Source organism: Polymorphospora sp. NPDC050346 (assembly GCF_040655695.1).
Taxonomy (GTDB): Bacteria; Actinomycetota; Actinomycetes; order Mycobacteriales; family Micromonosporaceae; genus Polymorphospora; species Polymorphospora lycopeni.
In genome coordinates this window covers 257,010-281,601 of the sequence record NZ_JBFAKM010000003.1, presented here as the reverse complement: position 1 = coordinate 281,601, position 24,592 = coordinate 257,010, and the positions used below count along the sequence as shown (strand labels likewise).

Genomic DNA, 24,592 nt, shown 5'->3' with positions numbered 1-24,592 from the left:
TCATCGCCGTGCTGGCCGCGGCCTGTGCGGGGTGGAGCGGCGCAGTTGGCCGCTCCGCGCCCTGGCCCAGCACCGCCGCCTGTGGCGTCAGCCAGCGGGAGGGGCGGTGCTCTGGCGAACCGTGAGCGTGGTCGCCAGTTCGACGCCGGCCTGCCGGACCTCCCCTCCGCGGCCGAGAGCAAGCGCCAACTCGGCCGCGGCCACCGCCATCTCGGTCAGTGGCTGGTGGATGGTGGTCATCGGCGGATCGACCAAGGCGGCGATGGGCAGGTCGTCGAAGCCGACCACGCTCAGGTCCGCCGGGATACACAGCCCGATCGTGCGCGCGGCCTGATACACGCCCAGCGCCTGCAGGTCATTGCTGGCGAAGATCGCGGTCGGGCGCTCCGGGCGTCGGAGCAGGGCAAGCGCTGCCGCGTAGCCACCCTCCTGGGTCAGGGGGGCACGCACGACGAACTCGGCATCCACCCGCAGGCCCGCCGCCTCGGTGGCGGACCGGTAGCCGTCCAACCGGGCCTGGCAGCACAGAACCAGCTCGGGCCCGGCGATGATGGCGATGCGGCGATGCCCGAGGTCGATCAGGTGACGGGTGGCCGACCGGCCACCGTTCCAGTTCGTGGCGCCCACAAAGGGAACGTCGTCCGGCAGTTCGACGGTGGGGTCGAAGACCACGAACGGGATCCCCTGGGCACGTAGCTGGTTTCGCTCGTCGTCGGTGAGTTGGGCGACCGTCACGACACAGTCCGGACGGCGGGCGAGGGTGTCGTCGATCCAGTACCGGATCGCGCCGCGCTGCGGTCCGAACTCGGTGAGGACGACCCCGAGCCGATGTTCGCGCGCCACCTGCTCGACCCCGCGGATGACCTCGATCCCCCACATGTGCGTCAGCTCGTCGAAAACGAGTTCTATCATGTTGCTGCGCCGGGCCGGGCTCGACTTGCGGTAACCGTACCGGTTGAGCACCGCCTGGACGCGGAGGCGAGTGTCCGCGGCCACCCCGAAGCGACCGTTGATGACCTTGGAAACGGTCGGGACCGACACGCCGGCGGATTGCGCGATGTAGGCGATGGTCACCGGCCTGGCCTGGTCGTCGAGGACGCGGCCGTGCTCGGCGACCGGTTCGCCCGACCCGGTGTGGGACAACGTGCCGCCCCTTTCCAGGCATGTATACCGACTGCGTACGAGACACCCGAACACAATGAAGGTCGACGATATCGACCTCGCCGCCGGGACTCAAGCGGGCCGGTGCTCGACCATCGCTGCCAGCCATTGACGGACATCCAATGGATGCGTAATCTCTGGCCTCGAAACTTTCTTCGCCAGCCGAGAAAGTTTCTATCGCTGCGGGAGCCATGCAGCGCTCGCGGGGACATGGGCAGCATCCGCGAACACCGATTCGCCCCTACGCGCGATCACGCGAGGGATCCCCTCACCACCCGTGACACCGTCGCGCCGTCATCACGAACGCCATCGCCACAAGGCTGGACCTCCACGTCCTCGTTCCCGACGGCGCGAGCCCCGTGAGCAGCTCCCGACAGGACAAGATTCCACTACGGCAAGGACAGGTCTGATGATCCTGCAAAACATACGACGATCCCGGCTACGGGTGGGAATGGTCGCCGGCGCCGCGGCCACGCTGCTGGTACTCGGGATGATGGTGACCAGTAGCGCCCAGGCGGCGACAGGCTGCCGGGTGACCTACACGGTCTCGACTCAATGGCCGGGCGGATTCACCGCCAACGTGGGCGTGACGAACCTCGGCGCCCCGATCAGCGGCTGGAACCTGGCATGGACGTTCCCGTCCGGCCAGCGGGTCACCCAAGCCTGGAACGCGACGGTCACCTCGTCCGGCAGCCAGTTCACCGCCACGAACCTGAACTACAACGCGGCCATCGCCACGAACACGACGGTCTCCTTCGGTTTCAACGGGGCATGGTCGAACGACAACCCGGCACCGGCCACCTTCGCACTCAACGGCCTCCCCTGCACCGGAAGCGTCGGTGGCACGCCGACACCGACCGCCTCCCACACCCCCAGCCCCTCGCCCTCGGTATCCCCGTCGACGTCGCCGCAGCCGGACGACGCAATGGCGACGGTGGCGGCGATGGAGCCCGGCTGGAACCTGGGCAACACCTTCGACGCCATTCCCGACGAGACCGCCTGGGGCAACCCGCGCACGACCCGCGCTCTGCTGCAGCACGTACGGTCCCAGGGTTACAACAGCATCCGGATCCCGGTGACGTGGAGCAACCACCACGGCCCGGCACCCGCCTACACCATCGACGCGGCCTGGATGAACCGCATCCGCGAGGTCGTCGACTGGTCCCTCGCCGAGGGCTTCTACGTGATGATCAACCTGCATCACGATTCCTGGCAGTGGATCAACGGATACCCCGGCGACCGTACGACCGTGATGAACCGGTACACGGCACTGTGGACCCAGATCGCCGGGACATTCCGCGACCACTCCTCGAAGCTGGTGTTCGAGAGCATCAACGAGCCGCAGTTCGCCGGCACCTCCGGCGACGAGGAGAACTACGAGGTACTGCACGAACTCAACGCCGAATTCGTGCACCTCGTACGCCGGTCCGGCGCCAACAACGCCACCCGGCTACTGGTGCTGCCCACCCTGCACACCAACGCCGACCAGGGCCGGCTGGACGCCCTGGTGAGCACCCTCGACCAGCTCGATGACCCCAACCTCGCCGCGACGATCCACTTCTACGGGTTCTGGCCGTTCAGCGTCAACATCGCCGGCGGCACCCGGTACGACGCCACCGTCGAACAGGACCTGATCGGCATCTTCGACCGGGCGTACGACACATTCGTGTCCCGGGGAATCCCCGTGATCATCGGCGAGTGGGCGCTCCTCAACTACGACCACAACCGCCCGGGCGTCATCGAACGTGGCGAGTTCCTGAAGTTCCTCGAGGCCGTCGGCCACCACGCCCGCACGAGGCAACTCACCACCATGCTGTGGGACGCCGGCCAGTTTCTGAACCGCAACGAACTGCGATGGCGCGACCAAGGCGTGTACGAGATGATGAAGGCAAGCTGGACCACACGCTCCGGCACCGCCTCGTCCGACCTGGTTCACGTACGCCGCGACGGCGCGATCACCAGTAAGACCCTCGTGCTCAACCCGAACGGCACCACGTTCCGAGGCCTACGACAGGGCAGCACCGAGTTGGCCGTCGGCAGCGACTACACCGTGTCCGGCAACACGCTGACCCTCACGCCGGCAGCCGTCACACGGCTGGTGGGCAACCGGGCCTACGGAGTGAACGCCACCATCGAGGCCCACTTCTCCCACGGCGTGCCGTGGCCGATCAGCATCGTCAGCCACGACCCACCGACCCACGCTGCCGCCACTGGCACAACCGCGGCCTTCCCCATCCCGACACAGTTCCGCGGCGACCAACTCGCGACCATGGAAGCCAGGTACGCCGACGGCAGCAACGCCGGACCGGCGGACTGGACCTCGTACAAGGAGTTCTGGACCCACTTCCAGCCGGACTACGCCGGCAACACCATCATCGTCAAACCCGAGTTCTTCAGCGAGGTCGACGACGGAGTCCGCGTCACCCTCACGTTCCACTTCTGGAGCGGAGCACAGACCACCTACCATGTCACGAAGACCGGCAACACCGTAGCCGGCAGCACCGGCTGACGAGCAGACGGCTGCCGCGGCAGCCGGCCCAACCCGCAACTCCCAGGACACGGTGAAACGGACGCGCCGCGTCGACCTGAACGGGGCTGCGGGGGGTCTGTGGATTTAACGGCACCTCTCTGTGTCAAGGCGTTGGCGTCAGAGAGGTCTCCGTTCGCGAGACAGTCCCGCTGCGGGTGCCAGCATCGGCCTGGCACCAGGCCGATGCTGGCACCACCCGCACGACAACACCCTAGGCCAGGGTTCGAGTCTATTCGGGCGCACAAGATCGGAAGGTGTCTGACCTGCGGAAACGCGGGTTGGGTGCCCTTCCCGGATTCAACCCGTCGTCGCATCACCGGTGCTTTGGATGGCGAGTAGCTGTTCGTTCATGGCTTCGGCCGGTGTCTTCCAGCCGAGTGTCTTACGTGGTCGTTTGTTGAGGGTGGCGGCTATGGCGTCGAGGTCGTCGCGGTTCCAGCGGGCCAGGGCGGTGCCCTTGAGGAAGCGCTGGCGTAGCAGGCAGATGGTGTTCTCGTTGGTGCCGCGCTGCCATGGGCTGTGCGGGTCGGCGAAGTAGACCTGGACGCCGGTGTCGGCGGTCAGCTGTGCGTGCTGGGCGAGTTCCTTGCCGCGGTCCCAGTCAGTGTCCGCCGCAGTTGATCCGGCAGGCTGGTGATCGTCGCGGCGCCGTGACCGGCCAGTGCCGGGCCGTTTTTCACACGCGGCTCGACGCCGAACCCTTCCATGCGGCAGCATCGTAAAACGGGTGGTGCGCTCCACCAACGTACCGATCGCAGACCGGTCCAGCCCGATGATGAGGTCTCCCTCCCAGTGCCCCGGGGATGGCACGGTCGTCTGCCTCGGCGGGCCGTTCGCTGATCACCACCTCAGGCGTGACCATGCCGTCGCGGCGCCGCCCGGCCCGAGCACGCGGCACGCGGCACGCGCAAAGCACGACCGGTGCGCAGACAGGCGACCAGTTCGCTATGGCGCGACTGGCCAGTCGGCCACGACCACCAAGGGCACGGAGTCTGGCGACCGGTAGCCGTCCCCAGGGAGGTACTCGATGTGCTGATGGCGATTGACGGCGCGTTCGTCGACAGCCTCGGCTTGCTCGGGTACACCATCGAGTGCGTCCCAGATGATGCCAAGGTAGTCGTGACCACCTGAGAAATGCAGAGTCGCCTCGCCTCGCAGACTGACAAGCAGCGGACCGGCAGTGTGCTCTTGAGCGACGACCCCACCGGTGACCGCTACCGCAATGGGTTCGGCACTCTGGCGTAGCAGCCGACCGAGGGTGCGGAGGGCATCGGGCGGACCAGCAAGCTCCACCTCGCCGTCTATCACGGAGAGACGGCAACGCCGGTGATTATCCATCGGCGCATTGTCCCCCACATTGCCGCACCCCACGTCTTGATACCGTCCAACCGGATCTGCCGCTGACCAGGACTACGGCCTCGACGGGGACGCCTTGAGCCGACATGGTTGAGGCGGAAGCTCCGGCCACCGAGACACCGCGTCCCGCCCTGGCCTGGCCTGGCCTGAGCCCTGTTCAGAAGTCGGTCGTTCGTTTGATGAGTCGCGGATTACGCTGTGTCCGTGTCAGCGTTCGCACTTCAAGGCCGCGGTGAGCGTGATCCCGACGCGCCATGTTGCTCGAAGTGTATCCCCGGGCAACCGAGATCGTGGCCGCGATCCTGGTCGGCATGAATGAGCCTGAGCTCGCGGCGTCGTTGCTGGGTCAGCAGTTCCACGGCCGCTGTGACTGCAGGCCTGGGTGCCGGTTCGTCCTGACCGCCCCAGCCGGGTCGTCGGGCTCGCAGATGCTTTGGCTCGAGACAGCCGGCGATGTAGTGGGTGAGGTCAGCCTCGACCCGACCGGCAGGTTCGTCACGAACCTCGACATCTCCGACTGTGCAGCGGTGGGCATCCCGCCTGACTGGCTGGACGTGACGGTGTCCACGGCCGTGGCTCAGCATGTCTATGGCCGATGAACGACGAGGTCTCCGGTAGACCGTTCAACGACCAAGAAGAACTGGAACCGGAGACCTCCTGGCCACCATACCGGCGGCGATGCGGCACGACCTGACCGTCGTGCAGTGGGCGGCACTGGAACCGCTGCTGCCCAAGGGGAGGAAGCCAGGTCGCCCGCCGAAGTGGGACAATCGCCAGGCGCCTTGCCAGCGTTGGGCTGGCGGGATGGGCCGTGACCGAGAACCAAGGGCAGGCGCTGGCCGAACACTGAGCTCAGACAGGCACGTGAACGGCTGCGCTCACCGTCGGGCTCCGGTAGCCGCGTGACCCCGGATCAGCCCTGGCCTCTGCTGACGCTGGTGGTCTGCGCCACCCCACCGGATTGGTTATCCACAGCAGTTTCCACCAAAGTGGCTTCGTCGGTGGACCGGCATCGCCGTAAGTACTGACATCATCGGTCGTCACCAGGTCCCGACCGGATCGTCGTGCCGGGGCCTCGCCAACGGCCGGCAGGCTACGCCCGTCACACCGCCGCTGCAGCCTTGGCCTCCCAGGACGATGGCACCGCCCGCGGTGCCTTGCGTCGCAGCCGGTACGCCCGCTCCGGCTCAATCCGGGGCCGGTGCTGTTCCCGATCCAACCGCGACGCCGAACGGTAGGCGCCCGGCCTAAATGCCGCTCCACGTAGCCGTCGCATGGCAACGTGGGCTGTTTCTCGCCTGCAGTGGCAGCTACCGCCCCTCCTGGGAGGGTGCGCGGCGGCTTCTCAACGCCGAAGGAGCATTCCGTGCCATACGAGACACACTCACGCCACGACCGACGCCCGCTGGACGGCCGCCAACGTCCGGCCAGGACAGTGGCGACGTGAGGCACCCGGGTCGGCAGGTTTCGGTTGCGCGCCGCCCGGCTTCAACGCTGGGGATGCCCGGTGACCATCCCCACCGACCCCGCCAAGCCGAGGGCCAAGCCGCGCCCAATGTTCTGGCCCGTGGGCGCCCCCCTCGCGGACAAACCGCGCCGCGCCCTTCCATCACCGACATCGGCAAGGTGTTGCCCGGCCGGTCGTCCAGCGCCATTGGCCCCGTCTTGAACCGGCTCGCCGACCGCGGTCCACAGCGAATTCAGCGTCGTGACAACGAGTTCGCTGTGGACCCGCGCCTGTGACGCGGGCACCCCGCGGGACGCGCTTGCTGGGTGCCCTGATCGCGGGAGAAGGCGCTATTGTCAGGTGACTTTAGAGATCTTGTGCATCAGTGCAAATTCGCCACCGCTGGTCAGGCACTCCGGCGATACGTCGGGCAAGTTCTCGGCAAAGCCATTATTTGCGTTGGCGTATCCACCGCTGCCGACGATGCGGCCGCCGAGCGGAATCTTCCCTGTGTCGGGCACTTCGACCCCGGCCACCTGCCCGTCCCTGCGCCAAACCTTGGTGCCTGGCGGCCATACTGCCACCTGGCGGGCCAGGCCTTCGACTTCAGGTCCAGATTCCAGCACAAAGCAATCTAGGTCGCTGAGATAGCGGAGATAGCCGTTGATCTCGGCGGTGGTGCCGCTGCCGCGTACATCGTGGACGAATAGTGTGGGGGTTGTCGCGGCCGTCGAGATGCTGGCCGGGCCGGACGAGCAGCTCGTGCATGCGACAGTTGCTGCTACTGCAATTAAAAGCCGAGTTCCGTGATCGAGCCGTAGTCGAGGCTGTCGCGCCACCATGGTGTCGTTGTGCTTAGGATGTTGCAATCGAAGCTCCTAGCGTGCTCGGAAGGTGCGCGACTGGAGTATGTAGATCTCTCCATCCGACATTTCTCAATTTCGCGCCGCGCTGAGGTCGCCACTGTCTCCGCCCTGCGTTATGTGAGTATCCATGGCTACTTGCTCGCTGGCGTTACGCCGGCACTCGTTCACAACTGCCCACGTGGCGATGCGGCGGGAGGTTCGAGTCGTAATCGAGCGGTGGCGGACTTTTCGGCCGTCGATTAAGTATAGAAAGATCTGGAGTACGCCAATCGTGGTGCTTCGGTCGAGATGTCTGGGGCGCTGGCCTTCAAGGGGTAAATCACTATCGGCAGACCGTGACGCATGGACGGCTCGAAGAGACCGGCCTCACTCGTGAGGGGACGGCTGCGTGGAGGGCTAGTAATGAAAGGTCAACCCGGACAAGGGTTTCGGATGGCGTTAGGTTCCGGCTCTTCGTAGATCCGGACAATGCGGAACCGTACGCCTTGGTCACGGAGCCCTATGGGCGAGAAATTTCGATAGATCTCGGTCGTTGGGTAGATGTGGAATGTGTCAATAGTGACGGGACGCCCGCAGAGGTCTGGGTTCGTCCCGGTGGTCAACTCGCAATATATGGGCGCGAGGTAGTGGTCACCGACGACCAACGCCAAGAGCGTATCCACTAATCCGGACTAGTTGAGTCGGTCTGGAGTGCGGTGTCAACTTTGCCACTGGCCCCTTTCTTCAGGCCCGCTCGGCGAACCAGTTGTCCGCATTTCCGTCTGATGGACTCAAAGCCGGAGGCCTCGTGGATACCCTAGCGGCGACGGGCGGTTCGACCTGACCGTTGTGCAGTGGGCGGTGCTGGAGCCGTTGCTGCCGACGCCGAAGCGGCCCGGGGCGACCGTCGTTGTGGAGCAGGCGGCAGTTGGTCGGCCCTCAACCTGCTGCGGCGCGGATACCGAGACCGACCAGGATCGTGCCGGTCAGCCGGTCGAGCGCCCTACGCGCCCGGAGGGTACGCAGCAGCCGGGCCGCCGCGCCCGAGACAACGGTCCAGCCGGCAAGCCAGCAGGTGTGCAGCACCGCGTGCGCCGAGGCCAGCACCAGCATCGGATTCAGCACCGAGCCGTGAGAGTCAAGGAACTGCGGGGCAAGGGTCAGATACACGGCGGCAGCCTTGGGATTGAGCACATTGCCGAGCAACCCTTGGAGGTACGGGTGGTGACCGCGCCACGGCAGCCGCCGAGGCCGGCGGGTGGACAGGTCCAGCGTGGCCGAGTCGGTCGGGTGCCGGCGACGGGTCGCCGACCAGAGCAGCCACAGGCCGAGCCCGACCAGATAGCCCGCGCCGACCAGCTTCACAATCCAGAACGCCTGCGACGAGCGCAGCACCAGCGCGGCGAGGCCGACGGCTGCGAGAGTCGCGTGCACGTAGATCCCGGTGACCGTACCGAGGATCACCCACCAACCTTGCCGGTGCCCACCGGCGGCGACCCGTGATACGACCAGGGTCAGGCTGGTCCCCGGCGTCATGGTGATCGGCGCGAGGGCGACCAGGAAGCCGAGTACGGAGATCCCCTTCATCCTCAGGCCACTACCCGGTAGTGGGTGGTCAGCAGCCCCGCGTCGTCGTAGACGTGGAACGCCACCCCGGGCGGCTGTCGCAGGTCGACCAGCGGTCCGTCACCCTCCCAGGGCAGCCGGAGTGTGGAGATGACACCGGGCGCGATCCGAAGTGGTCGGCCGGCGAAGGTGCTCGCGGCGGCGGTGTGAAAGTGCCCGGTCAGCACCGCGACGACCTGCGGATGGGCGGCCAGCAGTTCGGCCAGCGGCTCGGTGGGGAACAGCCGCATCGAATCGACGACGGGGTGGTGCAGTTCGACCGGCGGGTGGTGGAAGGAGACGAAGACCGGTCTGCCGGCCGCCACCGAGCCGAGTTGATAGGCGAGCCAGTCCATGGTCTCCGCGTCGAGGTGACCGTCGTTCTCGCCGGGAATCGACGAGTCTGCGAGCAGGAAGACCGCGCCGGCGACGTCGTACCGGGTGTTGATCGGGCCGCTGCCGCCGCCCTCGTCACCGAGTAGGCCCTTGCGGTACGCGTCGCGGACATCGTGGTTACCGGGACAGACCATGACCGGCAGTGGAGACGCGAAGAGCTTCGCGGCGGTCCGGTACTCGGTCACCTCGCCGTGATCGGCGATGTCTCCGCTGATCAGGATCGCGTCAACCGGTCGTGGCAGGGCGTGCAGGTAGTCCATCACCCGGGCGGTCCGTTCGGCCGAGCGGGGATGGCTGTCGAGGTGCGTGTCACTGAGGTGCGCGATGACGAGCAAGACGTCCCCTAATGGTTGTCTCCGTCCAAAACATTAGGGAGGCTACACTCGATCAGGCCGGGCAAGTCAAGCAGGTACCAGAGGAGACCCGATGTCACAGCAGCTCGCGCTCGCCCTGGCCAGCACCATCCGGCACGACGGCAACGGCGGCGTCGCCGACGACCTCGCCGACGTCGCCGGACTGACAACCTGGCTCCGGGAGCACGCCGAACCGCTGCGGGAGTACGCCGCCGAGCCCGAGCCGTACGCCGGCACGCCCGACGGGCAACTCCGCCTTGACGTGGTCGCGGTGCGACGCGCCGTGCGTACCCTGTTCGCGCATGCGGTCCGCCCCGGGCCACCGAGCCGGGCCGACTCCGCGACACTGCTTCCCGTGCCGGACGCCATCGATCAACTCAATGAGGCCGCCGGCCGGCTGCCGGTCCGGCCCGTGCTGGGCTGGCCGGACGGGTCGACGCCGACAGTCGCCTGGCGCTGCGCGCCGGCCGATGCCCGACTGCGAGTCACTGCAGGGCTAGCCCGGGCCGCGATCGAGTTCCTCGCCAGCCCGGCCCGGACCCAACTGCTCGCCTGCCCGGCGCCACGCTGCGTGCGTTACTTCGTCAAGGAACATCCGCGCCAGGCGTGGTGCAAGCCGTCCTGCGGCAACCGCGCCCGTGTGTCCCGGCACTACCAGCGCCACGCGGCGAACCCATCAGCCGCCTCAGCCGAGCCACCTCCGCAATAATCGGATCGACCCGTTGATCATGCCCGCGTTAGGTAGCGGTACGACGTCCTGTTCGCCGTGCTCCGAAACAAGACGCCCTACCGCCCACCAACCGCAGCCCCGGCCCTCACGACCGCTTGACGAAACCCCATAGGGACACCCTCCGGTGACTGGTTGAACTCATGGTCGGCACGCCCGCGGCGGTGAGTGGACCTTGGCGAAGGGTTGGTGGAGCGTGCGGCTCCGGTCCGATCGGCAGCTCGTTCGCTCTGCGTCTGACATGGAAGAGTGCGACGGGAAGAGGTTCCCTAAACATCCCTATAGGACCTTCTGGGTTGTCTCGTAGGGATGTTTGGGTCATACTTCGGCAGGTGTTAGTGACGGTGTTCTCCCTCCCCGAGGACGTGGCCGCCTGCGTGGCCCACACCTCCGTACGGTTCGAGACCGCAACGCCGCTACAGGGGTTCGTGGCCGTCGGCAGCGCCGAGAACACGGTGGTCAGCCTTGTCAGCAGGTTCGCGGAGGTGAAGTGGTGACCTCGATCTACCGCTCCGACGACGCGCGTCGCATGGTCGAGGCGCGCTACCGGGTGTTCCTGGACGACTGGCCCGTTCCGTCGACGGAGTCGGTGCTTCCCACCCGCCAGGGCGACACGTTCGTCGTCGCCTGCGGCGACGAACACGCCCCGCCGATCGTCCTTCTGCACGGTGCCGGCTTCAACTCGGCGGCCTGGCTGGGCGATGTGGAGAGTTGGGCGCGGTCGCACCGGGTGTACTGCGTCGACGTCATCGGCGAGCCCGGCCTGAGCGCACCTTCCCGGCCGTCTCTCAACTCCGACGCCTACGCAACGTGGCTCGACGATGTGTGGGACGGGCTCGGCGTCACCCAGGCGGCGGTCGTGGGCGCGTCACTGGGCGGATGGCTGGCGCTCGACTATGCCCTGCGTCGACCGGAGCGGGTCACGAAGCTCGCACTACTCGTGCCCGCCGGCATCGGGCGCCAGAGGTACGGCGCGATCATCGCGTCGCTGTTCCTCATGCCGTTCGGCACACGCGGTCAGCGTGCGGGGATGCGGTACGTACTCGGCCCCGCCGGGGCCCCGGTCTTGGGGACCATAGCCGCCACCTTGAAGGCCCTCGACGACTACCTGTGGCTCGTCCACAAGAGCTACCGGCCCCGGCGCGACCGGCTGCCGGTCTTCAACGACGATCGGTTGCGCGGCCTGGATGTCCCGCTGCTGTTCATCGCCGGCGAAAAGGACCGGATACTGAACTCCCACCACAGCGCCCGCCGACTGCGTCATCTGGTCCCCGGGGCGGTCGTCACCCTTCTGCCCGACACGGGCCACATCCCCACCGGGTACGCCGAGACCATCCAGCGGTTCCTGACCGGCGACGCCAGGGAATGAAGCGGCCACCCGGGGGTGCCGTATCCGGCCCCGCAGACTGCCGACCCAGATCAGGCCGTCGGGCGGAAACGCTCGACGATCTGCTACGACATGCCACGAAGGTTGCATCGCTCGCCTGCCAGCGTGCCGGAGCAAACCCGCCGACGCGGCAAGAGTTCGACTGGGCAAGCCAACACGAAACCGCACGATTGGGCCTCGTTTTGGCGGCCTCCCGGCCGACTACGTGCGAGAGGGACAGCCTTGGAGGGGCAGGCGTGGGGGGAGTGGTCGGTACGAGGCCGAAGAGGTGCTGAGCGTTTCGTTGGGAGCAGGATGGGCGCAGGGGCGGCGATCGGCGCTGCCACCCCGTGGCGTTCATCGACTGGGACCTCGCGGCACCCGGAGCCCGCGTACACGACGTCGCCCACGTGTGTTGGCAGTACGCCGGTCTGGGTCCTCGGGCGAATGTCGCCGAGGCGGCCGGGCGGGTGCGGCTGATCGCCGATGCATACGGACTGCTGGACAGGGCGGCTCTGGTCGAGACGATCCTGTGGTGGCAGGACCGCTGCTGGCGGGGATTCGCGGCCGCGGCGGACGCGGGTGAGCCGGCGATGGTACGGCTGCGCGCCTCGGGTGCGGTCGACGAGGTTCGAGCGGCCCACCGTTGGACGGCCGAACACCGACCCTTCCTGCAACAGGTCCTGGCGTAGGCGCTCAAATGGGCGGAATGTGGTCAAGAGGAACCGCCCCTCGCCAGCGGATAGCCGAAACGGGCGTGGCAGTGGGTGACGGGTAAGGCACGTGCTCATCATGGATGGGTGGAGCGGTAGCGGGCGGCTTTGGCCTGGTTGCCGCAGGTCTTCATGCTGCACCAGCGGCGCCTGCGGCCGCAGGATGAGTCGATGAAGAACCAGCCGCACCGCTCGCAGGCGCGCACGCCCTGCGGCGGTGGATCGAGCGCGAGCGTGATAGTCCTCAGCGCCACAACTGCGAACGCACCGTGTGCATCGCGCGAAGTAGTTGACCCGTCAGGGTGAACGGCCAGGTCTGCGATGGAGCGGCGGGCCGTGTCCAGCAGACCTGCAAAGGCATCTGCGGGGATGGTGTGACCGTCCTTGTGCGCATCGAAGACCGTCCACAGTAGCGCTCGTAACGCGCGAGCATCCTCTAGCGCCGCGTTGGTCACGCCGGAGCCGCCGTCTGCGAGCAGCCGTGTCCGGGTGAGCCAGTTGGCCAGTGCGTCGGTGTCGGTGAACAGGTCTGGGCCCGGGTCGGGCCAGCGGCGGTAGACGGTGTTGGCGAAGTCGAGTGCGAGGTTGCCGGCGATGAAGTGGTCCTCGACCCATTCAGTGGTGGCGGTCATCGGAATCCTTCCGTGGATACTCCGGCCTTCAGGCCAGGGAGGAAACGGAACCCCTGCGGAGCAGGGCAGGGAAAGCCGATCCGCCGGCTGGGCGGACAGGCGTACGGGCCGCCCCCGGACCCGGGTTCACCAGCAACCACGAGCACCGCCCCGAGTGCCCATGACCGTCTCGAAGTCGCCCCACGTTGCGGGTCTGAGCGGCTTGACCGTCAGAGTCGGCGCGTTCCTGCGGCCGCCCCTGCGCGGTCGAGGACGTTGCGGGTGAAGGTGACGAGCAGGTCGGCGACCTCGGCGGCGTGGGTCTCTAACAGGAAGTGTCCGGCGTCGAAGATGTGCGCCTCGAACGTGGTCAACGCCTGGTGGTAGGCGAGTACCTCGGCGATGTCGAAGGTCGGGTCGTGCCGGCCCCACAGCAGCAGGCAGGGCGGCTGGTAGGTGGAGTGGTACTCGGCGATCTCGCCGAAGCGTGCCACGTGCTTGCGGTAGTCGTAGAAGAACTGGAAGTACACGTCGGTGCTGCCAGGCCGCGACAAGCGCTCCCAGTCCAGATGCCACGACTCCGGCGGATGCAGCTCTGCGACCTCCGCGGGCAAGCCGCCCAAGTAGGTGTCCCTCGTGCCCTCGAAGGTCAACCAGTCCGGCAGGGCGGCCCTGTTCTCCTCGGTCGGCTCGGCCCAGTACCGGCGACCCGAGTCCCATGCCTCACCCAAGCCGGCTTCGTGCGCGTTGCCGTTCTGCACCACCAGGCCCAGCACCCGCTCGGGGTGCCGGGTGGCCAGGAAGTAGCCCACCGGTGTGCTGTAGTCCGTCACGAACACGATGTACCGCTCCACACCATGGCCGTCGAGCAACGCCTCTATCACCTGGGACAGGCCCTCGTAGGTGTACTCGTACTCTTCGACCGGCGGGGCGTCGGAGAATCCGAAGCCTGGGATGTCAGGCGCGACCACGTAGGCATGTTCACCCAAGGTCGGGAGCACCTCGCGGAAGGAGTAGGACGAGCTCGGGGCTCCATGCAGCAGAACGACAGCAGTCGACGAATATGCCCCGGCTTCGCGGTAGCGCACCCGCAAACCCTCCACGTCCCGGTACCGATGCCTCGTCTTGGCTACGTGCTTCACAGCGGATTCCTCTCGACTTGCTGACGCGTGATCTCAACAGTAACCCCACTAGATGGCTAAAACGGTTACCAATGAATCGTGGGACCGGTTCACCCCCCGGAGATGGTGGGCTCTGCGCTGGCGTCTCTGGCGTGACTGGACGGCGACATCCCAGACCCACAACAGCAGAGCGATCTCTGCGATGGCGGCACCGATGGCGGGGATGACGGGATGGTCTTCGCCACCTTGAAGACCGAACTGGTCTACAACCCCGCCGCCGACACAGCCGACTCCGTAACGTCAGCCCCGACACCTACGAGAAGATCCACCACGAGTCCCCGACAAACATTGAGGTGCTTGGCCAGTAGGGGTGTCCCTTCAAGCGGACCGCGACGGTCGCTCAACCCTCTCGACTGACTGGTTGCCTACTGAAAGCAGACTACGTTACGTTCAGCGAACTGGTTGCAATCCGCAATCGGCTGCGTCGGCTCAGGCAAGGCCAGGCTTGGCAAGCTCTGTGGCCATGTCTCGCGACCGCTTGGCGCGGGCCGGCTGCCTGACCGTCGCGAAGAAGACGACGCACCAGAGAAGGGACCCGCTATGGCCAAGTTCGTGACCATTGGATACGGCGACCAAGACGGCTACGACCGCACCGACGCGGCAGTACGTGATGAGGCGCACGCGCATGACGCGCACTTGCGTGCGGCGGGAGTTGATATGGGGATCGCCGGCGCTGCCGTGCAGGTGCGAAACCACGACGGGGCTGGAGTGACCGTGGTGCACGAAGCCTTCATGTCCTCTGCTCTCCCGGTGGCTGGGTTCGCCGTCATCGAAGCCGCGACGATGGAGGAGGCCATCCAACTCGTGTCGAAAACGCCATGCGCGGTCGCGCAGGGTGTCGTCGAGATCTGGCCGTTGCGCGAGTCGCCGTAGGCTCGGGCCAATGCACGTGCGTCGGCATGAGCGTGCAGCTCTACGTGGTGGCGCCGGCGGCCTCTACTGTCACGCACGCTACTTTCTGCCGGCGGGATCAGGCTGTGCTGTGGCCAGTTGTAGCCATGCCAGTGGAGCCCAGTACATCCGTCATATCGCCGCGCCGCGCCAACTCGTCCTACAACGGCCTGGTGCGCAATAGCGAGGGCTGTAGCCAGCCAGGGAGGCTGAGCCCAGCACCCGGCGGTCGGCCGGCACCTGCCTTCCGCTGCCGGTGCCCACCGCGTCGGGCGTGCAGCCGTCCCTCATGCCCGGTGATCCACAACGGATACGACTCCGACCGCAGCAAATTCAGGTGATTGCCGGAGAATCCGGTAAATGCGTGATGGCTGAAGACCCGACGCGCCCAACGGACCGACGCCCACAGATCATCGACCAGGCCGGCCGGCGCCCGGCGTCCTGCTGTGCGCAAGGTCGTAAATCCGTGAAGCCCGCTGTCGCGGCGGGTGCGCAGCTCGCGCCGGACCTGGACACCGGCAGTGCGCTCCAGTATAAAGACATCGGCGTTCTAATGATCTTGACGAAGAATGAGGTGTCGACTGTGAAGCATCGTCGCCTCGGGCGTCTTCGTCGGGTACGTGTGGGAGCAGTCTCCACGCGAATGCGATCGGGGGCCGCTACTTCTCCGTGGCTACCCCGGGATGGCGAGACCGGCACAACGCCAGGGAACCGGTGTTCAACGACAGTCACGCCCCCGCATCAGCGGGACCGTTGGTGCGAGCCGCGGCGGCACCGGCGAGACGCATCCGTGCGGACGGGGTACCGCCTGTCGGTGAAGAGTTCCGATGAAGCTGTTAGTTGTTGAGGACGACAGCAGGGTGATGGGCGCCCTGCGTACCGTTCTGGCCCAGCATGGCCTGGAGGTCGCCTGCGCCCGCACCGGTGAACAGGCGTTGGAGCTCGTCGCTGACGGTCCCGACGCTGTTCTGCTCGATCTGGGCCTACCGGGCTGCGATGGTTTCAAGGTGTGCACGCAGATCCGGAAAATGTCGAATGTGCCGATCATCGTCGTCACTCCTTGGGCGGACTGGCGTTCGCGCGTGCACGGGCTGAATCTTGGTGCCGACGACTGCATCGTCAAGCCGTACAACGTTGCCGAACTGGTGGCCCGGATCCATGCGGTCACCCGGCGCGCGGGCACGGCGACGTACGCCGGTGGGGTTACCCCGGCCTCGGCAGCCGGTGCTGACCCGCGTGTGTTCGGACCGGTGAGCCTGAACACCGAGTCGCGCGTCGTCATGGTGGATGGACGAAGGATCCACTTGACCGCCAAGGAGTTCGACCTGTTGGCGTTGCTTGCCCGCCGTCCGGGCGTGGTGTTCCGCCGGGAGCAGATCATGAGTGGGGTGTGGGGCACCGCCTGGGGAGGCGCGGGACGCACACTGGAGGTACACGTCGCGTCGCTGCGGCAGAAACTTGCCGTGCCCGGCCTCATCGAGACCGTCCGCGGCGTCGGCTACCGGCTGACGCTTCCCGTCCTGCCCTCCGAGGTTGCCTGAGCCGCCTGGCGAAAGCGGCTTGGCTTGTCTCGTCTCGCTGGCGCTGCTGATGGAATGGGTCCTCGCCGTGCCGAATGCCTCCAATGCGGTCTCCGGGGGCGCCGGCGGGAGGGTGTCTGTTGACCAGGCGCGGGGTACCGGCTGTCCGCCGTCATTGCCCAGCAGGCAACCGCGTCCATCGCTCAGGACGTGCTCGCCACGCCTTCGCGCCATGCCGAAAGGTAAGGAACTAGCAGCTGACTGTCCCTGCCGGACATATGGACATATGGGCATATCGTGGTTCCGTCGACAGTCGTACGCGTCGACGGTCTCGGTAGGCCCGAGATCCTGGGCGTGATCACCCTCCGTTGTCCGGGTCGTGCGGGCCGACGCTGTGCCGGTTGCTGTGGGTAGTTGCGATCTGACGCAAAGCTCTGAACTCCCTCAAGTTTGACCGCTCGGCGGCCCGGGCCCTTGTTGACTTGCCCATAGTCAGTTAGACGGAGGTGGAGATATGAATCTTGTACGGCGAATGGTCGCCGTTGGAACGGTCATCGGGGTGACGGTCATGGGGGTGCCCGCGGTGGCAGGCGCCACGGCGGACGCACCCGGGATCGTGATCGAGAACGGTGTGACCCAACCGGTGTTCTCGTACGGCGACGCGATCCAGGAGGTCGTCTACGTTGAGGCGCCGATGGACAGTGACGGCGACGGCCGTCGGGACCTGATCGCAGTCGACGTGATCCGGCCGGCGGAGACCGAGGCTGGCCTGCGGGTGCCGACCATCATGGAGGCCAGCCCGTACTTCGGTCGCGCCTTGACGAACCCCCCGCCGGACAAGACGCGCGGCTTCGCCGGCTGGTGGGACGAGTACTTCGTCCCCCGCGGCTATGCCGTCGTCCAGGTCGAGATGCAGGGCACCTCGCGGTCGTTCGGCTGCCCGACCACCGGCGGCGTCGAGGACACGATCAGCATCAAGGCGGCGGTCGACTGGCTCAACGGCCGCGCCCCGGCCTTCTACCACGACGGAAGCCCGGCGGTCGCCGACTGGAGCACCGGCAACGTGGGCATGCAGGGTGTCTCGTACGTCGGCACGCTCCCCAACGCGGTCGCCACAGAAGGCGTCCCGGGCCTGCGGACGGTGGTGCCGATCGCCGCGATCTCCAGCTGGTACAAGTACGTGAACGACCAGGGGATCGCCTGGTCGACCTGGAGCGAGAACGTCAACCACCGGTACACCGAGTGGCTCGCGGACTACGTCTCGGTCGGCCGGGTGCTGCCGGGCGCAGTATCGGCACCGGCCTGTGAGTCGGTCATCACCGCGGTCGGTGATGCCGAGGTGGCCAGCGCCTCCGCCTTCACGCCGTTTTGGCAGGAGCGGAACTACCTGCCGGATGCAAACAAGATCAAGACGGCCAACACGTCCGTGTTCATGGTGCACGGCCTCACCGACTACAACGTCAAGACCATGCACTTCGCCGACCTGTGGCACGAGGTCGAGAAGCGCCAGATGCCGCGCAAGATCTGGATTCACCGCGGCGCACACGTCAACCCGACCAGCTTCCGGCTCACCGAGTGGCAGTCGGTCATGCACCGGTGGATGGACCACTGGCTGCACGACATTCCGAACGGGATCATGGATGAGCCGATGGCGGACATCCAGCGGCCCGACGGCACCTGGGAGACCCACTCGACCTGGCCCGACGCCAGCGCCAAGGACGTCAACCTGCGCTTCGGCCCGGCCACGGCGGACGCGGCGGGAACGCTGTCGTTCGACAACGCCGGCGGCAACCCCACGCAGAGCTTCGTCGACCAGATCGAGTCGCAGGCCGTCAAGGTCGGCAACGCCGAGCAGGCCAAGTCCGGCAGGCTCGCCTTCGTGACCCCGCCGCTCGAGAACGACCTGCGCATCTCCGGTACGCCCAAGGTGGAGGTCCGGATGTCGACGACCGGCGAGACCGCGTTGCTCTCGGCCCTACTCGTCGACTACGGCGCGGGCCCGACCGTCACCGTGGCGGGCAAGGAACCGCTGGAGGTGATCCATGAGTCCTGCGAGCCCGAGGACCTGGCCAGCCGGACCGGCTGCGCCGCGCCGATGGAGGCGAGCGTCGCGATCACGCCCGAGCGGGTCCTGGCCTGGGGCCACATCGACGCCAAGAAGTCCTCGGACCTCCGCCGGAGCGAGGCGCTGACGCCCGGCAAGAACTACAACGTACGGTGGACGACGCTCCCCTCCGAGCACGTCATCCCGGCCGGGCACCGGATCGGCCTCGTCATCACCGGCAACTACAACGCGAACCCGACGTCGAACCGGCCGGCACGTGACGCGGGCGCTGTCGGCAGCCAGATCACCGTGTACCTCAACGGCAGCACCCTGGTGCTTCCGGTGGTCGGGGGTAAGGACGCCCTGGGCTTCTGACCAGGCAACGTCTCCTGTAGACAGCAGTCGGTCCCTCACCAGGCCTATGGCCTGGTGAGGGACTCTTCTGCCGGGTGATGGACCTACCGCGACCAGCACCACGGCGCGCATCGTACGGTGGCACTTGAGAGCGGTCGTGACAGCGCTGCGACCCGGCGCTCCCGACGGAGCGGGCGTCAGAACCGTATTGGTGGTGGCCCGGCCCGCAGCACCACCGGGCGATGACATGCCGCTCGGCGCCGGTCGCTGCAGCGGTGAGGTGTGGGTGTCGTTCGACTTCCTCGAGTACAGGTTGAAGCCGCGATCAGCCGTCGGATGCCGGTGGGGCAGCGGGTGCCGACGGGTCGAGCGCGACGATCCGTAGTTCGGCCGCATAGCCGTCGCCCTCGGCGTCCCGTAACCAGTTCTGGGTCGTGTCCGGCAGCATTTCGCTGACCACGACCGCCGACGACGGGCTCTCCTCGGCGCTGCGCCGGATGGCCTTTGCGAACAGGTTGAGCAGGGGCAGGCTGGTGAAGTCCACAAAGCACGGCTTGTCCTCGACCGCCACCCGGTAGAAGGCATGTTCCGGCAGGTCATGGTCGGCCCGCCAGGCACGAGCCCGGCGGTAGCGGTCCGGCTCGCTGGTGACGTGTGCCCAGTCCAGCTCGGTGGCGGGAAAGCGCCACGTTTCGCGGGCCAGTACGAGCCGGCCGACGGTGACTCTCGGTTGGTGCGGGGCCGGGGCCATCGGTTTGAAGCCGTTGAGTACTGCCGAGGAGAGCATCTCGCCGAGGACGTGTAGCAGGTCGTACTCGCCCGCCCGTCCCCGGCACCGCACGATGAGCCCGCGTTCGGTGCGGGAGACCGACATCGCCGCCACCGGCAGTACCTCCCCGGGAGCGGGGTCGGCGTCGGGGCGCAGTGCCCAGTACGTGTACTGCGGTGAGAGCAGCGCCGACGGCGGGAAGGTACGCGAGGTGACGAAGTCCGACTCCTTGGAGGGGAGCGGATACATCCGCTGGCCACCATAGTCGGACTCGGCGGCGGCGAGCAGCTGCGCCGGGTCGGCATGCTGTTCCACGAACAGGCGGCTCTCCACGGTGTTCGTCGCCGCGTGCAACTCGCCGAGCACCCAGTGGTAGTCGCCGCGTTCCAGTGCATCCGGATCCGCGGCGAGCATGACGTCCGGGGTGTGGTGCCGCGCCGCCGGCCATGGTGGCGGTCCGCCAGGAAACTCCGCTGCCCCGGCGGCGGTGATGTCCTCGATACGTACCGCGTGCCGGCGTACCCCGGGCGGCACCCGCAGGACCCGGGCCCACCGCTGCTGCAACTCGGCCGCGGCCGCGGCGACCGGCGGCGGCGTCTCCCGCAGTGAGAAGAACAGGTTCGGGGTGGCCCGGCCGACGAGGGCACCGAGGGGCATGCCGCGGTCGCCGGTACGGCTCACGTACTGGTCGTAGATGGTGTCGAACAGGGCCCGGTAGCGCGTGGCGGCGTGGCCGACATACCAGCGGGCGCTGTCCAGCACCAGGCCGAGCGGCCCAGCGAGTTCGGCCATCGCGTCCGCGCCGAGGTCGACCCGCACGTCACGTACGGCGTCCTCGTAGACGAGGCTCCGGCCGGCGTACGTGCGACCGTGCCGCCGCTGCGCCGCCACGCCGCTCGTGTCGACGAAGATCGCGTTCATCTCGTCCATCGCCGCCGCCAACGCCGCCGCGTCGCCGGCAGCGTCCGCCACCGCGTCGCGGGCGCCGATCAGCCGGTCGACCATCCGAAGCGCACGCTCGCGTACCGCCGGGTCACCTATTCGGCTCAGCCGGTCCCGCAGGGTCGCCTCGGGACGTGCCTCGACGGGGGAACGCAGGTCGAGGTGGATCAGGCCGCGGTCGCGCAGCGAGGCGAGCGCCGTCCATGTCTCATCCGTACCGGCGTCGATCCGGGCCGCGATTTCGTGTACGGAAAGCCGCCCGTCACAGAGGTTCAGCAGATCCGCCTCTGCCGGGGTGAGCACCAACACGCCACGGTCGGGCCGGTTGACCAGCGTGCCTCGGCGATGGTTGGCGGTCACCGGGCGGGGCTCCACCCACGGACGCAGCGCGGGGTCGCACAGCAGCGCGTCGGCGACCGCGTCGACGGCCCACACCTCGAAGTAGACCCGCCGCCGGGCCAGCAGCCGCGGGCCCGGCCGGGTCGTGATCCGTTGCGGGCCGCCGCTCCATCGGGCCCAGCCGACCGGGCCGAAAAACCCGATGGTGTCGTTCTTGACGCAGTAGCGTTGCAGGTAGCCTGCGATCGCCAGTTCGTGGTTGCGCCCGCGCACGTTTCTCGGCTCGCCGCGGGCCGCCTTGTCCAGGCAGTCATTGAGTAACCGCCGGTTCTGCCAGACCACGGCCTCACGGAAGCGGGCGTCCTGGGCAATGGCCTGGATGGTGGCGGACAGGCGCCGGGCCGCGGCCGCGTACACCTGGTCGAAGTCGGCGGCGTCGCGGTCGGCCGCCGCGGCGAGCGCCGGATCTCCAAGGCGGAGTACGGCGGTGGCTGGAAAGCCCGCGCTGCGTAGTACCGATTCCCGCCAGAGCAACCAGCCGGAGTTGCCGAGCGGCACCAGGTGCGTCCCGCTACGCGGGGCTGCGTCGACGATCAGGTCAGACATGTCCCATCTCCGCACTCGTCCCCGTCGCCCAGCTCCACCGGTTCGGCCCGCACCGTCAACTCGCGGCCGGTCCGGGTGGGCCAGGCATGGCTGGTCGCCGCCGACACGAAGTCGACAAGAGGCTGGTTGCGTCCGGTCTTGCGATACCGCAACCGGACCTCGCTGTGCCCGGTGGCCGCCGCCTGTTCCACGACTTCCTGCAGTACGGCCCGTTCGACGTCCTTGCCGAGCACCGCACAGGAGATCGAGAACAGGTCGACGACGGCGTGCGGGTCCTCCTCGCGTACTCCGATCACCGCGCTCACCCCGTAGTCGCCGAGTCGGTCACTGACCCGGGCGATCAGTGTTCGCCGCCCGGATCCGGTAGCTGTCACGGCATCGCCGAGCCCGAGTGTGAAGTCCTTTGCCCGCGCGACCACCTTGCGTATGTCGTCCGACGGCGGTCCGTCGACCTCGCTCACCGCGATGTTGACCCGAAGGCTGTCGATGTACGCCTGGGCAGACCCGTGCGTGGGCCCGGACATGGACCCGTCGACAAGCCCTTCCGCCGGCTCCGGCGCCGCGGGCGGTGCGGTGCCGGCCGATCGCGGCGGAAGCCGGTCGAACAGGCCGGCGGCCATCAACTGTGCCGGCCATTCCTCGGGCCGGTCGCCGAGGCTCACCCGCGCCGGCCCTGGCCCGCCGGCTCCGATGAGCACCGTCGCGGACTCGTCGACGCCGAGCCCGGCGGCCAGGTCGCGTACCTGCGCGCCGACCGGCCGATCGTCCACGGCCCAACCATCCAGATCGGATTCGACGAGTCGGGGCAGGGCCGTGGCCAAGGCGTCCCATGTCTCGTCGGGATCGCGCCCGCCCCGCACGGCGAGTCGTACGCCGGCCGCGCGCAGATCACGCAATGGCTCGGCCAGCCAACTCGCGCCGGGTCGAGGCGCGCCGTCGGGGTCCCAGAGCAGAGTGTCCGCGTCCAGCACGACCGCGCGGCAGGCGCCCCGGTACCGCACCCGCAGCACGGCGCGGAGCTGGCAGCCGAGCGCGGCGAAGAACTCGTCGGTGTACGGCACGCGGGCGAACGCGAACAGCGACGGGTGGTGCGCCCGGACGGCGCCGACCTGCCGTATCACCTCCTCCGCGTCGGCGACGTCGACCCGGGCCAGCCCGGCCAGCCGTTCCCGCAGCAGCTCGCGGACGGTCGTGTAGCCAGCTACCGCGCCCGTCGGGCTGGCTGCCTCGCCGACGCCGTACGGTCGCCGCTCGGGAATGGGGGGCAGCACGAAGACCAGCCGGCAGCCGCGCCGCCTCGTTGCCTCCAGCCCGGCCGCAGCGCAGCGCAGCAGGTCGGCCTGTTCCGGCAGCTCCTCGAACCGCGGCGCGACCACGACCACGTCCGGGTTCAGGCGAAACATCGCGCCGTCGTCGTCCAGCAGCTGCTGCACGATCTGGTGGTACGGTCCGACCTGCAGTTGGGCGGGCAGCCCGGCGTCGTGCAGCGCCACCCCGAGGTGCGGCACCAGCGGGTCGATCGTGTAGCTGGCAAGCAGACCGACCCGCAGCGCCCCGGGGCCGGCCGCGGCCGGAAGGCCCTGCCACCGCTGCTGGATGGTGGTCACCGGTCCTCCCAGGCGACCGGCGGTCGCGTCGACACCTCGTGGACCACCTCGGCGACCAGATCACGTTGCCGCTCGTCGGCTGCGGCGAACTGCCGGGGGTACGCGGCGGCGTACGTCTCGTACCAGTCCCGCCGCCGCAGCCGGTCGAGTTCCTCCGGACTGCGGGTGTCGTCGCCCTTGCTGTGCGGACCGAGCCGGTCGGTGTGGAACTCGACCACGACCGGCCGCGGGGCGCTGCGGACGCGCTCGACGACCGGCGCCAGCCAGGCCCGGATCCCAGCGACGTCGCGCGCCTGTGTCGCGTGGTGCTCAATCCCGAACGCGGCGGCCCGCCCGGCGATCGTGCCGGCCAGCTGCGTCCGGGTCGGCGTCGACTGAGCGATGTCGTTGTGCTCGACCACGACCAGCAGCGGTACGCCCCAGAGCGCGGCGATGTTCAAAGCTTCGTACACGACGCCCTGCCCCCAGGTGCCGTCGCCGATGTGGACGGCCGCCAGCCGGCCCGGTTCGGCCGCTTTCAGATGCCGGGCGACGCCGACCGCCACCGGCAGGCTTTCGCCCTGCACCCCGGTGGAGAGGTACCGGTCGCGCAGGATGTGCTGGCTGCCGCCGAAGCCACCGCAGACCGCCCCTCGGCGTCCCATGATCTCGGCGAGCAGCCCCTCCGGGTCGTCGAAGCGGGCCAGGTAGTGGCCGTGCCCCCGATGGTTGCTGAACACGTAGTCGTCACGGCCCAGCAACGGTCGTAGCGCCACCGGGATGTACTCCTGGCCGAGACAGGTGTGGGTGGTCCCGTCGATCTCGCCGTCGGCGAACAGGCGCAGCAACGCCTGCTCGAAGTGCCGGATCAGCAGCAGCATCGCGAGATCGGCTTCGTCCAGTCGGCCCGGGGGCTCCTGCCTGTTCGGTTGCGCCGGCTGGCCCGGCCGTGGCGGTGTCGTCATCAGGTGCACGATGCTCGCTCCTTCAGTGGTCGGTGGGCCGAACGTGCGGTCAGACGGCGACGCCCTTGAGGCGCAGGGCCTCGCGGACCGCCTCGACCGTGGTGAAGGCGACGATCTCCTGATGGGAGAAGCGCACCTGGTAACTCTGTTCGAGCCGCACCACCAGCTCGACGTGTTTGAGGCTGGTCCAGCCCGACAGCGTCGTCGGGCCGGACCGGTCGTGCACGTCGGTCGGATCCACTCCTAGGACCGCGGCAACGATGTCGGTCAGCGATTCGGTCATGG

General features: G+C 67.9%; 20 protein-coding genes. 9 read left to right on the top strand and 11 right to left on the bottom strand.

All coding sequences use genetic code 11. The annotated features are described in order from the left end of the window. Positions 1-87: 87 nt before the first annotated feature. Positions 88-1,074 (bottom strand): LacI family DNA-binding transcriptional regulator, encoded by a 987-nt coding sequence (locus AB0I42_RS05590; RefSeq protein WP_357534481.1) that lies wholly within the window; start codon positions 1,072-1,074, stop codon positions 88-90. A gap of 496 nt (positions 1,075-1,570) precedes the next feature. Here AB0I42_RS05590 and AB0I42_RS05585 point away from each other — a divergent pair, with 496 nt between their 5' ends. Then, the gene (locus AB0I42_RS05585) at positions 1,571-3,670 is read left to right on the top strand and encodes a cellulase family glycosylhydrolase (RefSeq protein ID WP_357534479.1); all 2,100 of its coding nucleotides are present in this window, start codon (positions 1,571-1,573) and stop codon (positions 3,668-3,670) included. 318 nt (positions 3,671-3,988) lie between these two features. Here AB0I42_RS05585 and AB0I42_RS05580 read toward each other — a convergent pair whose 3' ends face one another. Then, positions 3,989-4,501 carry an IS30 family transposase gene (locus AB0I42_RS05580; RefSeq protein ID WP_357534478.1) on the bottom strand — a complete coding sequence of 171 codons (513 nt, stop codon included), beginning with the start codon at positions 4,499-4,501 and terminating at the stop codon, positions 3,989-3,991. A gap of 800 nt (positions 4,502-5,301) precedes the next feature. Between AB0I42_RS05580 and AB0I42_RS05575 the strand changes: the two genes are divergently transcribed. Further along, positions 5,302-5,646, top strand: a complete 345-nt coding sequence (locus AB0I42_RS05575; RefSeq protein WP_357534477.1) for a hypothetical protein — start codon at positions 5,302-5,304, stop codon at positions 5,644-5,646. A gap of 1,204 nt (positions 5,647-6,850) precedes the next feature. Here AB0I42_RS05575 and AB0I42_RS05570 read toward each other — a convergent pair. The 3 genes from AB0I42_RS05570 to AB0I42_RS05560 all read right to left on the bottom strand — a co-directional run bounded on the left by AB0I42_RS05570 (position 6,851) and on the right by AB0I42_RS05560 (position 9,675). Continuing rightward, positions 6,851-7,363 (bottom strand): hypothetical protein, encoded by a 513-nt coding sequence (locus AB0I42_RS05570; protein ID WP_357534476.1) that lies wholly within the window; start codon positions 7,361-7,363, stop codon positions 6,851-6,853. Positions 7,364-8,278: 915 nt separating this feature from the next. After that, positions 8,279-8,926, bottom strand: coding sequence for a LysE family translocator (locus AB0I42_RS05565; protein ID WP_357534475.1), 648 nt, complete (start codon positions 8,924-8,926; stop codon positions 8,279-8,281). A 2-nt stretch (positions 8,927-8,928) separates the two neighbouring features. Further along, positions 8,929-9,675 carry a metallophosphoesterase gene (locus tag AB0I42_RS05560; protein ID WP_357534474.1) on the bottom strand — a complete coding sequence of 249 codons (747 nt, stop codon included), beginning with the start codon at positions 9,673-9,675 and terminating at the stop codon, positions 8,929-8,931. 91 nt (positions 9,676-9,766) lie between these two features. Between AB0I42_RS05560 and AB0I42_RS05555 the strand changes: the two genes are divergently transcribed. From AB0I42_RS05555 to AB0I42_RS05540, 4 genes are all read left to right on the top strand, one after another. Continuing rightward, the gene (locus AB0I42_RS05555) at positions 9,767-10,402 is read left to right on the top strand and encodes an ABATE domain-containing protein (protein WP_357534473.1); all 636 of its coding nucleotides are present in this window, start codon (positions 9,767-9,769) and stop codon (positions 10,400-10,402) included. A 362-nt stretch (positions 10,403-10,764) separates the two neighbouring features. Continuing rightward, the gene (locus tag AB0I42_RS05550; protein WP_357534472.1) at positions 10,765-10,917 is read left to right on the top strand and encodes a hypothetical protein; all 153 of its coding nucleotides are present in this window, start codon (positions 10,765-10,767) and stop codon (positions 10,915-10,917) included. After that, entirely contained in the window at positions 10,914-11,789 is an 876-nt protein-coding gene (locus AB0I42_RS05545) for an alpha/beta hydrolase (RefSeq protein ID WP_357534470.1), read from the top strand. Before AB0I42_RS05550 ends, AB0I42_RS05545 begins: the two co-directional genes overlap by 4 nt. Before the next feature lie 347 nt (positions 11,790-12,136). After that, complete coding sequence (locus AB0I42_RS05540; RefSeq protein ID WP_357534468.1) at positions 12,137-12,478, top strand: hypothetical protein; 342 nt, start codon at positions 12,137-12,139, stop codon at positions 12,476-12,478. Between the two features lie 98 nt (positions 12,479-12,576). On the opposite strand, the gene AB0I42_RS05535 is transcribed toward AB0I42_RS05540, so the two are convergent. Further along, positions 12,577-13,131, bottom strand: coding sequence for an ABATE domain-containing protein (locus tag AB0I42_RS05535; protein ID WP_357534467.1), 555 nt, complete (start codon positions 13,129-13,131; stop codon positions 12,577-12,579). A gap of 209 nt (positions 13,132-13,340) precedes the next feature. Further along, positions 13,341-14,198 carry an alpha/beta hydrolase gene (locus AB0I42_RS05530; RefSeq protein ID WP_357534465.1) on the bottom strand — a complete coding sequence of 286 codons (858 nt, stop codon included), beginning with the start codon at positions 14,196-14,198 and terminating at the stop codon, positions 13,341-13,343. A 633-nt stretch (positions 14,199-14,831) separates the two neighbouring features. On the opposite strand from AB0I42_RS05530, the gene AB0I42_RS05525 reads away from it, so the two are divergent. The 3 genes from AB0I42_RS05525 to AB0I42_RS05515 all read left to right on the top strand — a co-directional run bounded on the left by AB0I42_RS05525 (position 14,832) and on the right by AB0I42_RS05515 (position 19,121). Beyond that, a complete protein-coding gene (locus tag AB0I42_RS05525; RefSeq protein ID WP_357534463.1) occupies positions 14,832-15,164 on the top strand; it encodes a YciI family protein in 333 nt (110 codons plus the stop codon). Positions 15,165-16,009: 845 nt separating this feature from the next. Beyond that, positions 16,010-16,723 carry a response regulator transcription factor gene (locus AB0I42_RS05520; protein WP_357534461.1) on the top strand — a complete coding sequence of 238 codons (714 nt, stop codon included), beginning with the start codon at positions 16,010-16,012 and terminating at the stop codon, positions 16,721-16,723. A 511-nt stretch (positions 16,724-17,234) separates the two neighbouring features. Continuing rightward, positions 17,235-19,121, top strand: coding sequence for a CocE/NonD family hydrolase (locus tag AB0I42_RS05515; protein ID WP_357534459.1), 1,887 nt, complete (start codon positions 17,235-17,237; stop codon positions 19,119-19,121). 304 nt (positions 19,122-19,425) lie between these two features. On the opposite strand, the gene AB0I42_RS05510 is transcribed toward AB0I42_RS05515, so the two are convergent. Genes AB0I42_RS05510 through AB0I42_RS05495 form a run of 4 tightly spaced genes read right to left on the bottom strand, consistent with a single transcriptional unit; the run spans position 19,426 to position 24,590 of the window. After that, positions 19,426-21,756 carry a lantibiotic dehydratase gene (locus AB0I42_RS05510; protein WP_357534457.1) on the bottom strand — a complete coding sequence of 777 codons (2,331 nt, stop codon included), beginning with the start codon at positions 21,754-21,756 and terminating at the stop codon, positions 19,426-19,428. Continuing rightward, positions 21,744-23,363: a hypothetical protein gene (locus AB0I42_RS05505; protein ID WP_357534455.1), complete on the bottom strand. Its 1,620-nt coding sequence runs from the start codon at positions 23,361-23,363 to the stop codon at positions 21,744-21,746. Before AB0I42_RS05505 ends, AB0I42_RS05510 begins: the two co-directional genes overlap by 13 nt. Then, positions 23,360-24,307: a thiamine pyrophosphate-dependent dehydrogenase E1 component subunit alpha gene (locus AB0I42_RS05500; protein ID WP_357534452.1), complete on the bottom strand. Its 948-nt coding sequence runs from the start codon at positions 24,305-24,307 to the stop codon at positions 23,360-23,362. The genes AB0I42_RS05505 and AB0I42_RS05500 overlap by 4 nt, the downstream gene beginning before the upstream one ends. 49 nt (positions 24,308-24,356) lie before the next feature. After that, positions 24,357-24,590, bottom strand: a complete 234-nt coding sequence (locus AB0I42_RS05495) for an acyl carrier protein (RefSeq protein WP_357534450.1) — start codon at positions 24,588-24,590, stop codon at positions 24,357-24,359. Between the last annotated feature and the right edge of the window lie 2 nt (positions 24,591-24,592).

Bases quoted from the DNA above. Each gene is read 5' to 3' on its own strand.
- AB0I42_RS05510 (WP_357534457.1), bottom strand. From the start codon at position 21,756: ATGTCTGACCTGATCGTCGACGCAGCCCCGCGTAGCGGGACGCACCTG.
- AB0I42_RS05585 (WP_357534479.1), top strand. From the start codon at position 1,571: ATGATCCTGCAAAACATACGACGATCCCGGCTACGGGTGGGAATGGTC.
- AB0I42_RS05495 (WP_357534450.1), bottom strand. From the start codon at position 24,590: ATGACCGAATCGCTGACCGACATCGTTGCCGCGGTCCTAGGAGTGGAT.
- AB0I42_RS05565 (WP_357534475.1), bottom strand. From the start codon at position 8,926: ATGAAGGGGATCTCCGTACTCGGCTTCCTGGTCGCCCTCGCGCCGATC.
- AB0I42_RS05575 (WP_357534477.1), top strand. From the start codon at position 5,302: ATGTTGCTCGAAGTGTATCCCCGGGCAACCGAGATCGTGGCCGCGATC.
- AB0I42_RS05520 (WP_357534461.1), top strand. From the start codon at position 16,010: ATGAAGCTGTTAGTTGTTGAGGACGACAGCAGGGTGATGGGCGCCCTG.
- AB0I42_RS05515 (WP_357534459.1), top strand. From the start codon at position 17,235: ATGGTCGCCGTTGGAACGGTCATCGGGGTGACGGTCATGGGGGTGCCC.
- AB0I42_RS05500 (WP_357534452.1), bottom strand. From the start codon at position 24,307: ATGACGACACCGCCACGGCCGGGCCAGCCGGCGCAACCGAACAGGCAG.
- AB0I42_RS05555 (WP_357534473.1), top strand. From the start codon at position 9,767: ATGTCACAGCAGCTCGCGCTCGCCCTGGCCAGCACCATCCGGCACGAC.
- AB0I42_RS05525 (WP_357534463.1), top strand. From the start codon at position 14,832: ATGGCCAAGTTCGTGACCATTGGATACGGCGACCAAGACGGCTACGAC.
- AB0I42_RS05535 (WP_357534467.1), bottom strand. From the start codon at position 13,131: ATGACCGCCACCACTGAATGGGTCGAGGACCACTTCATCGCCGGCAAC.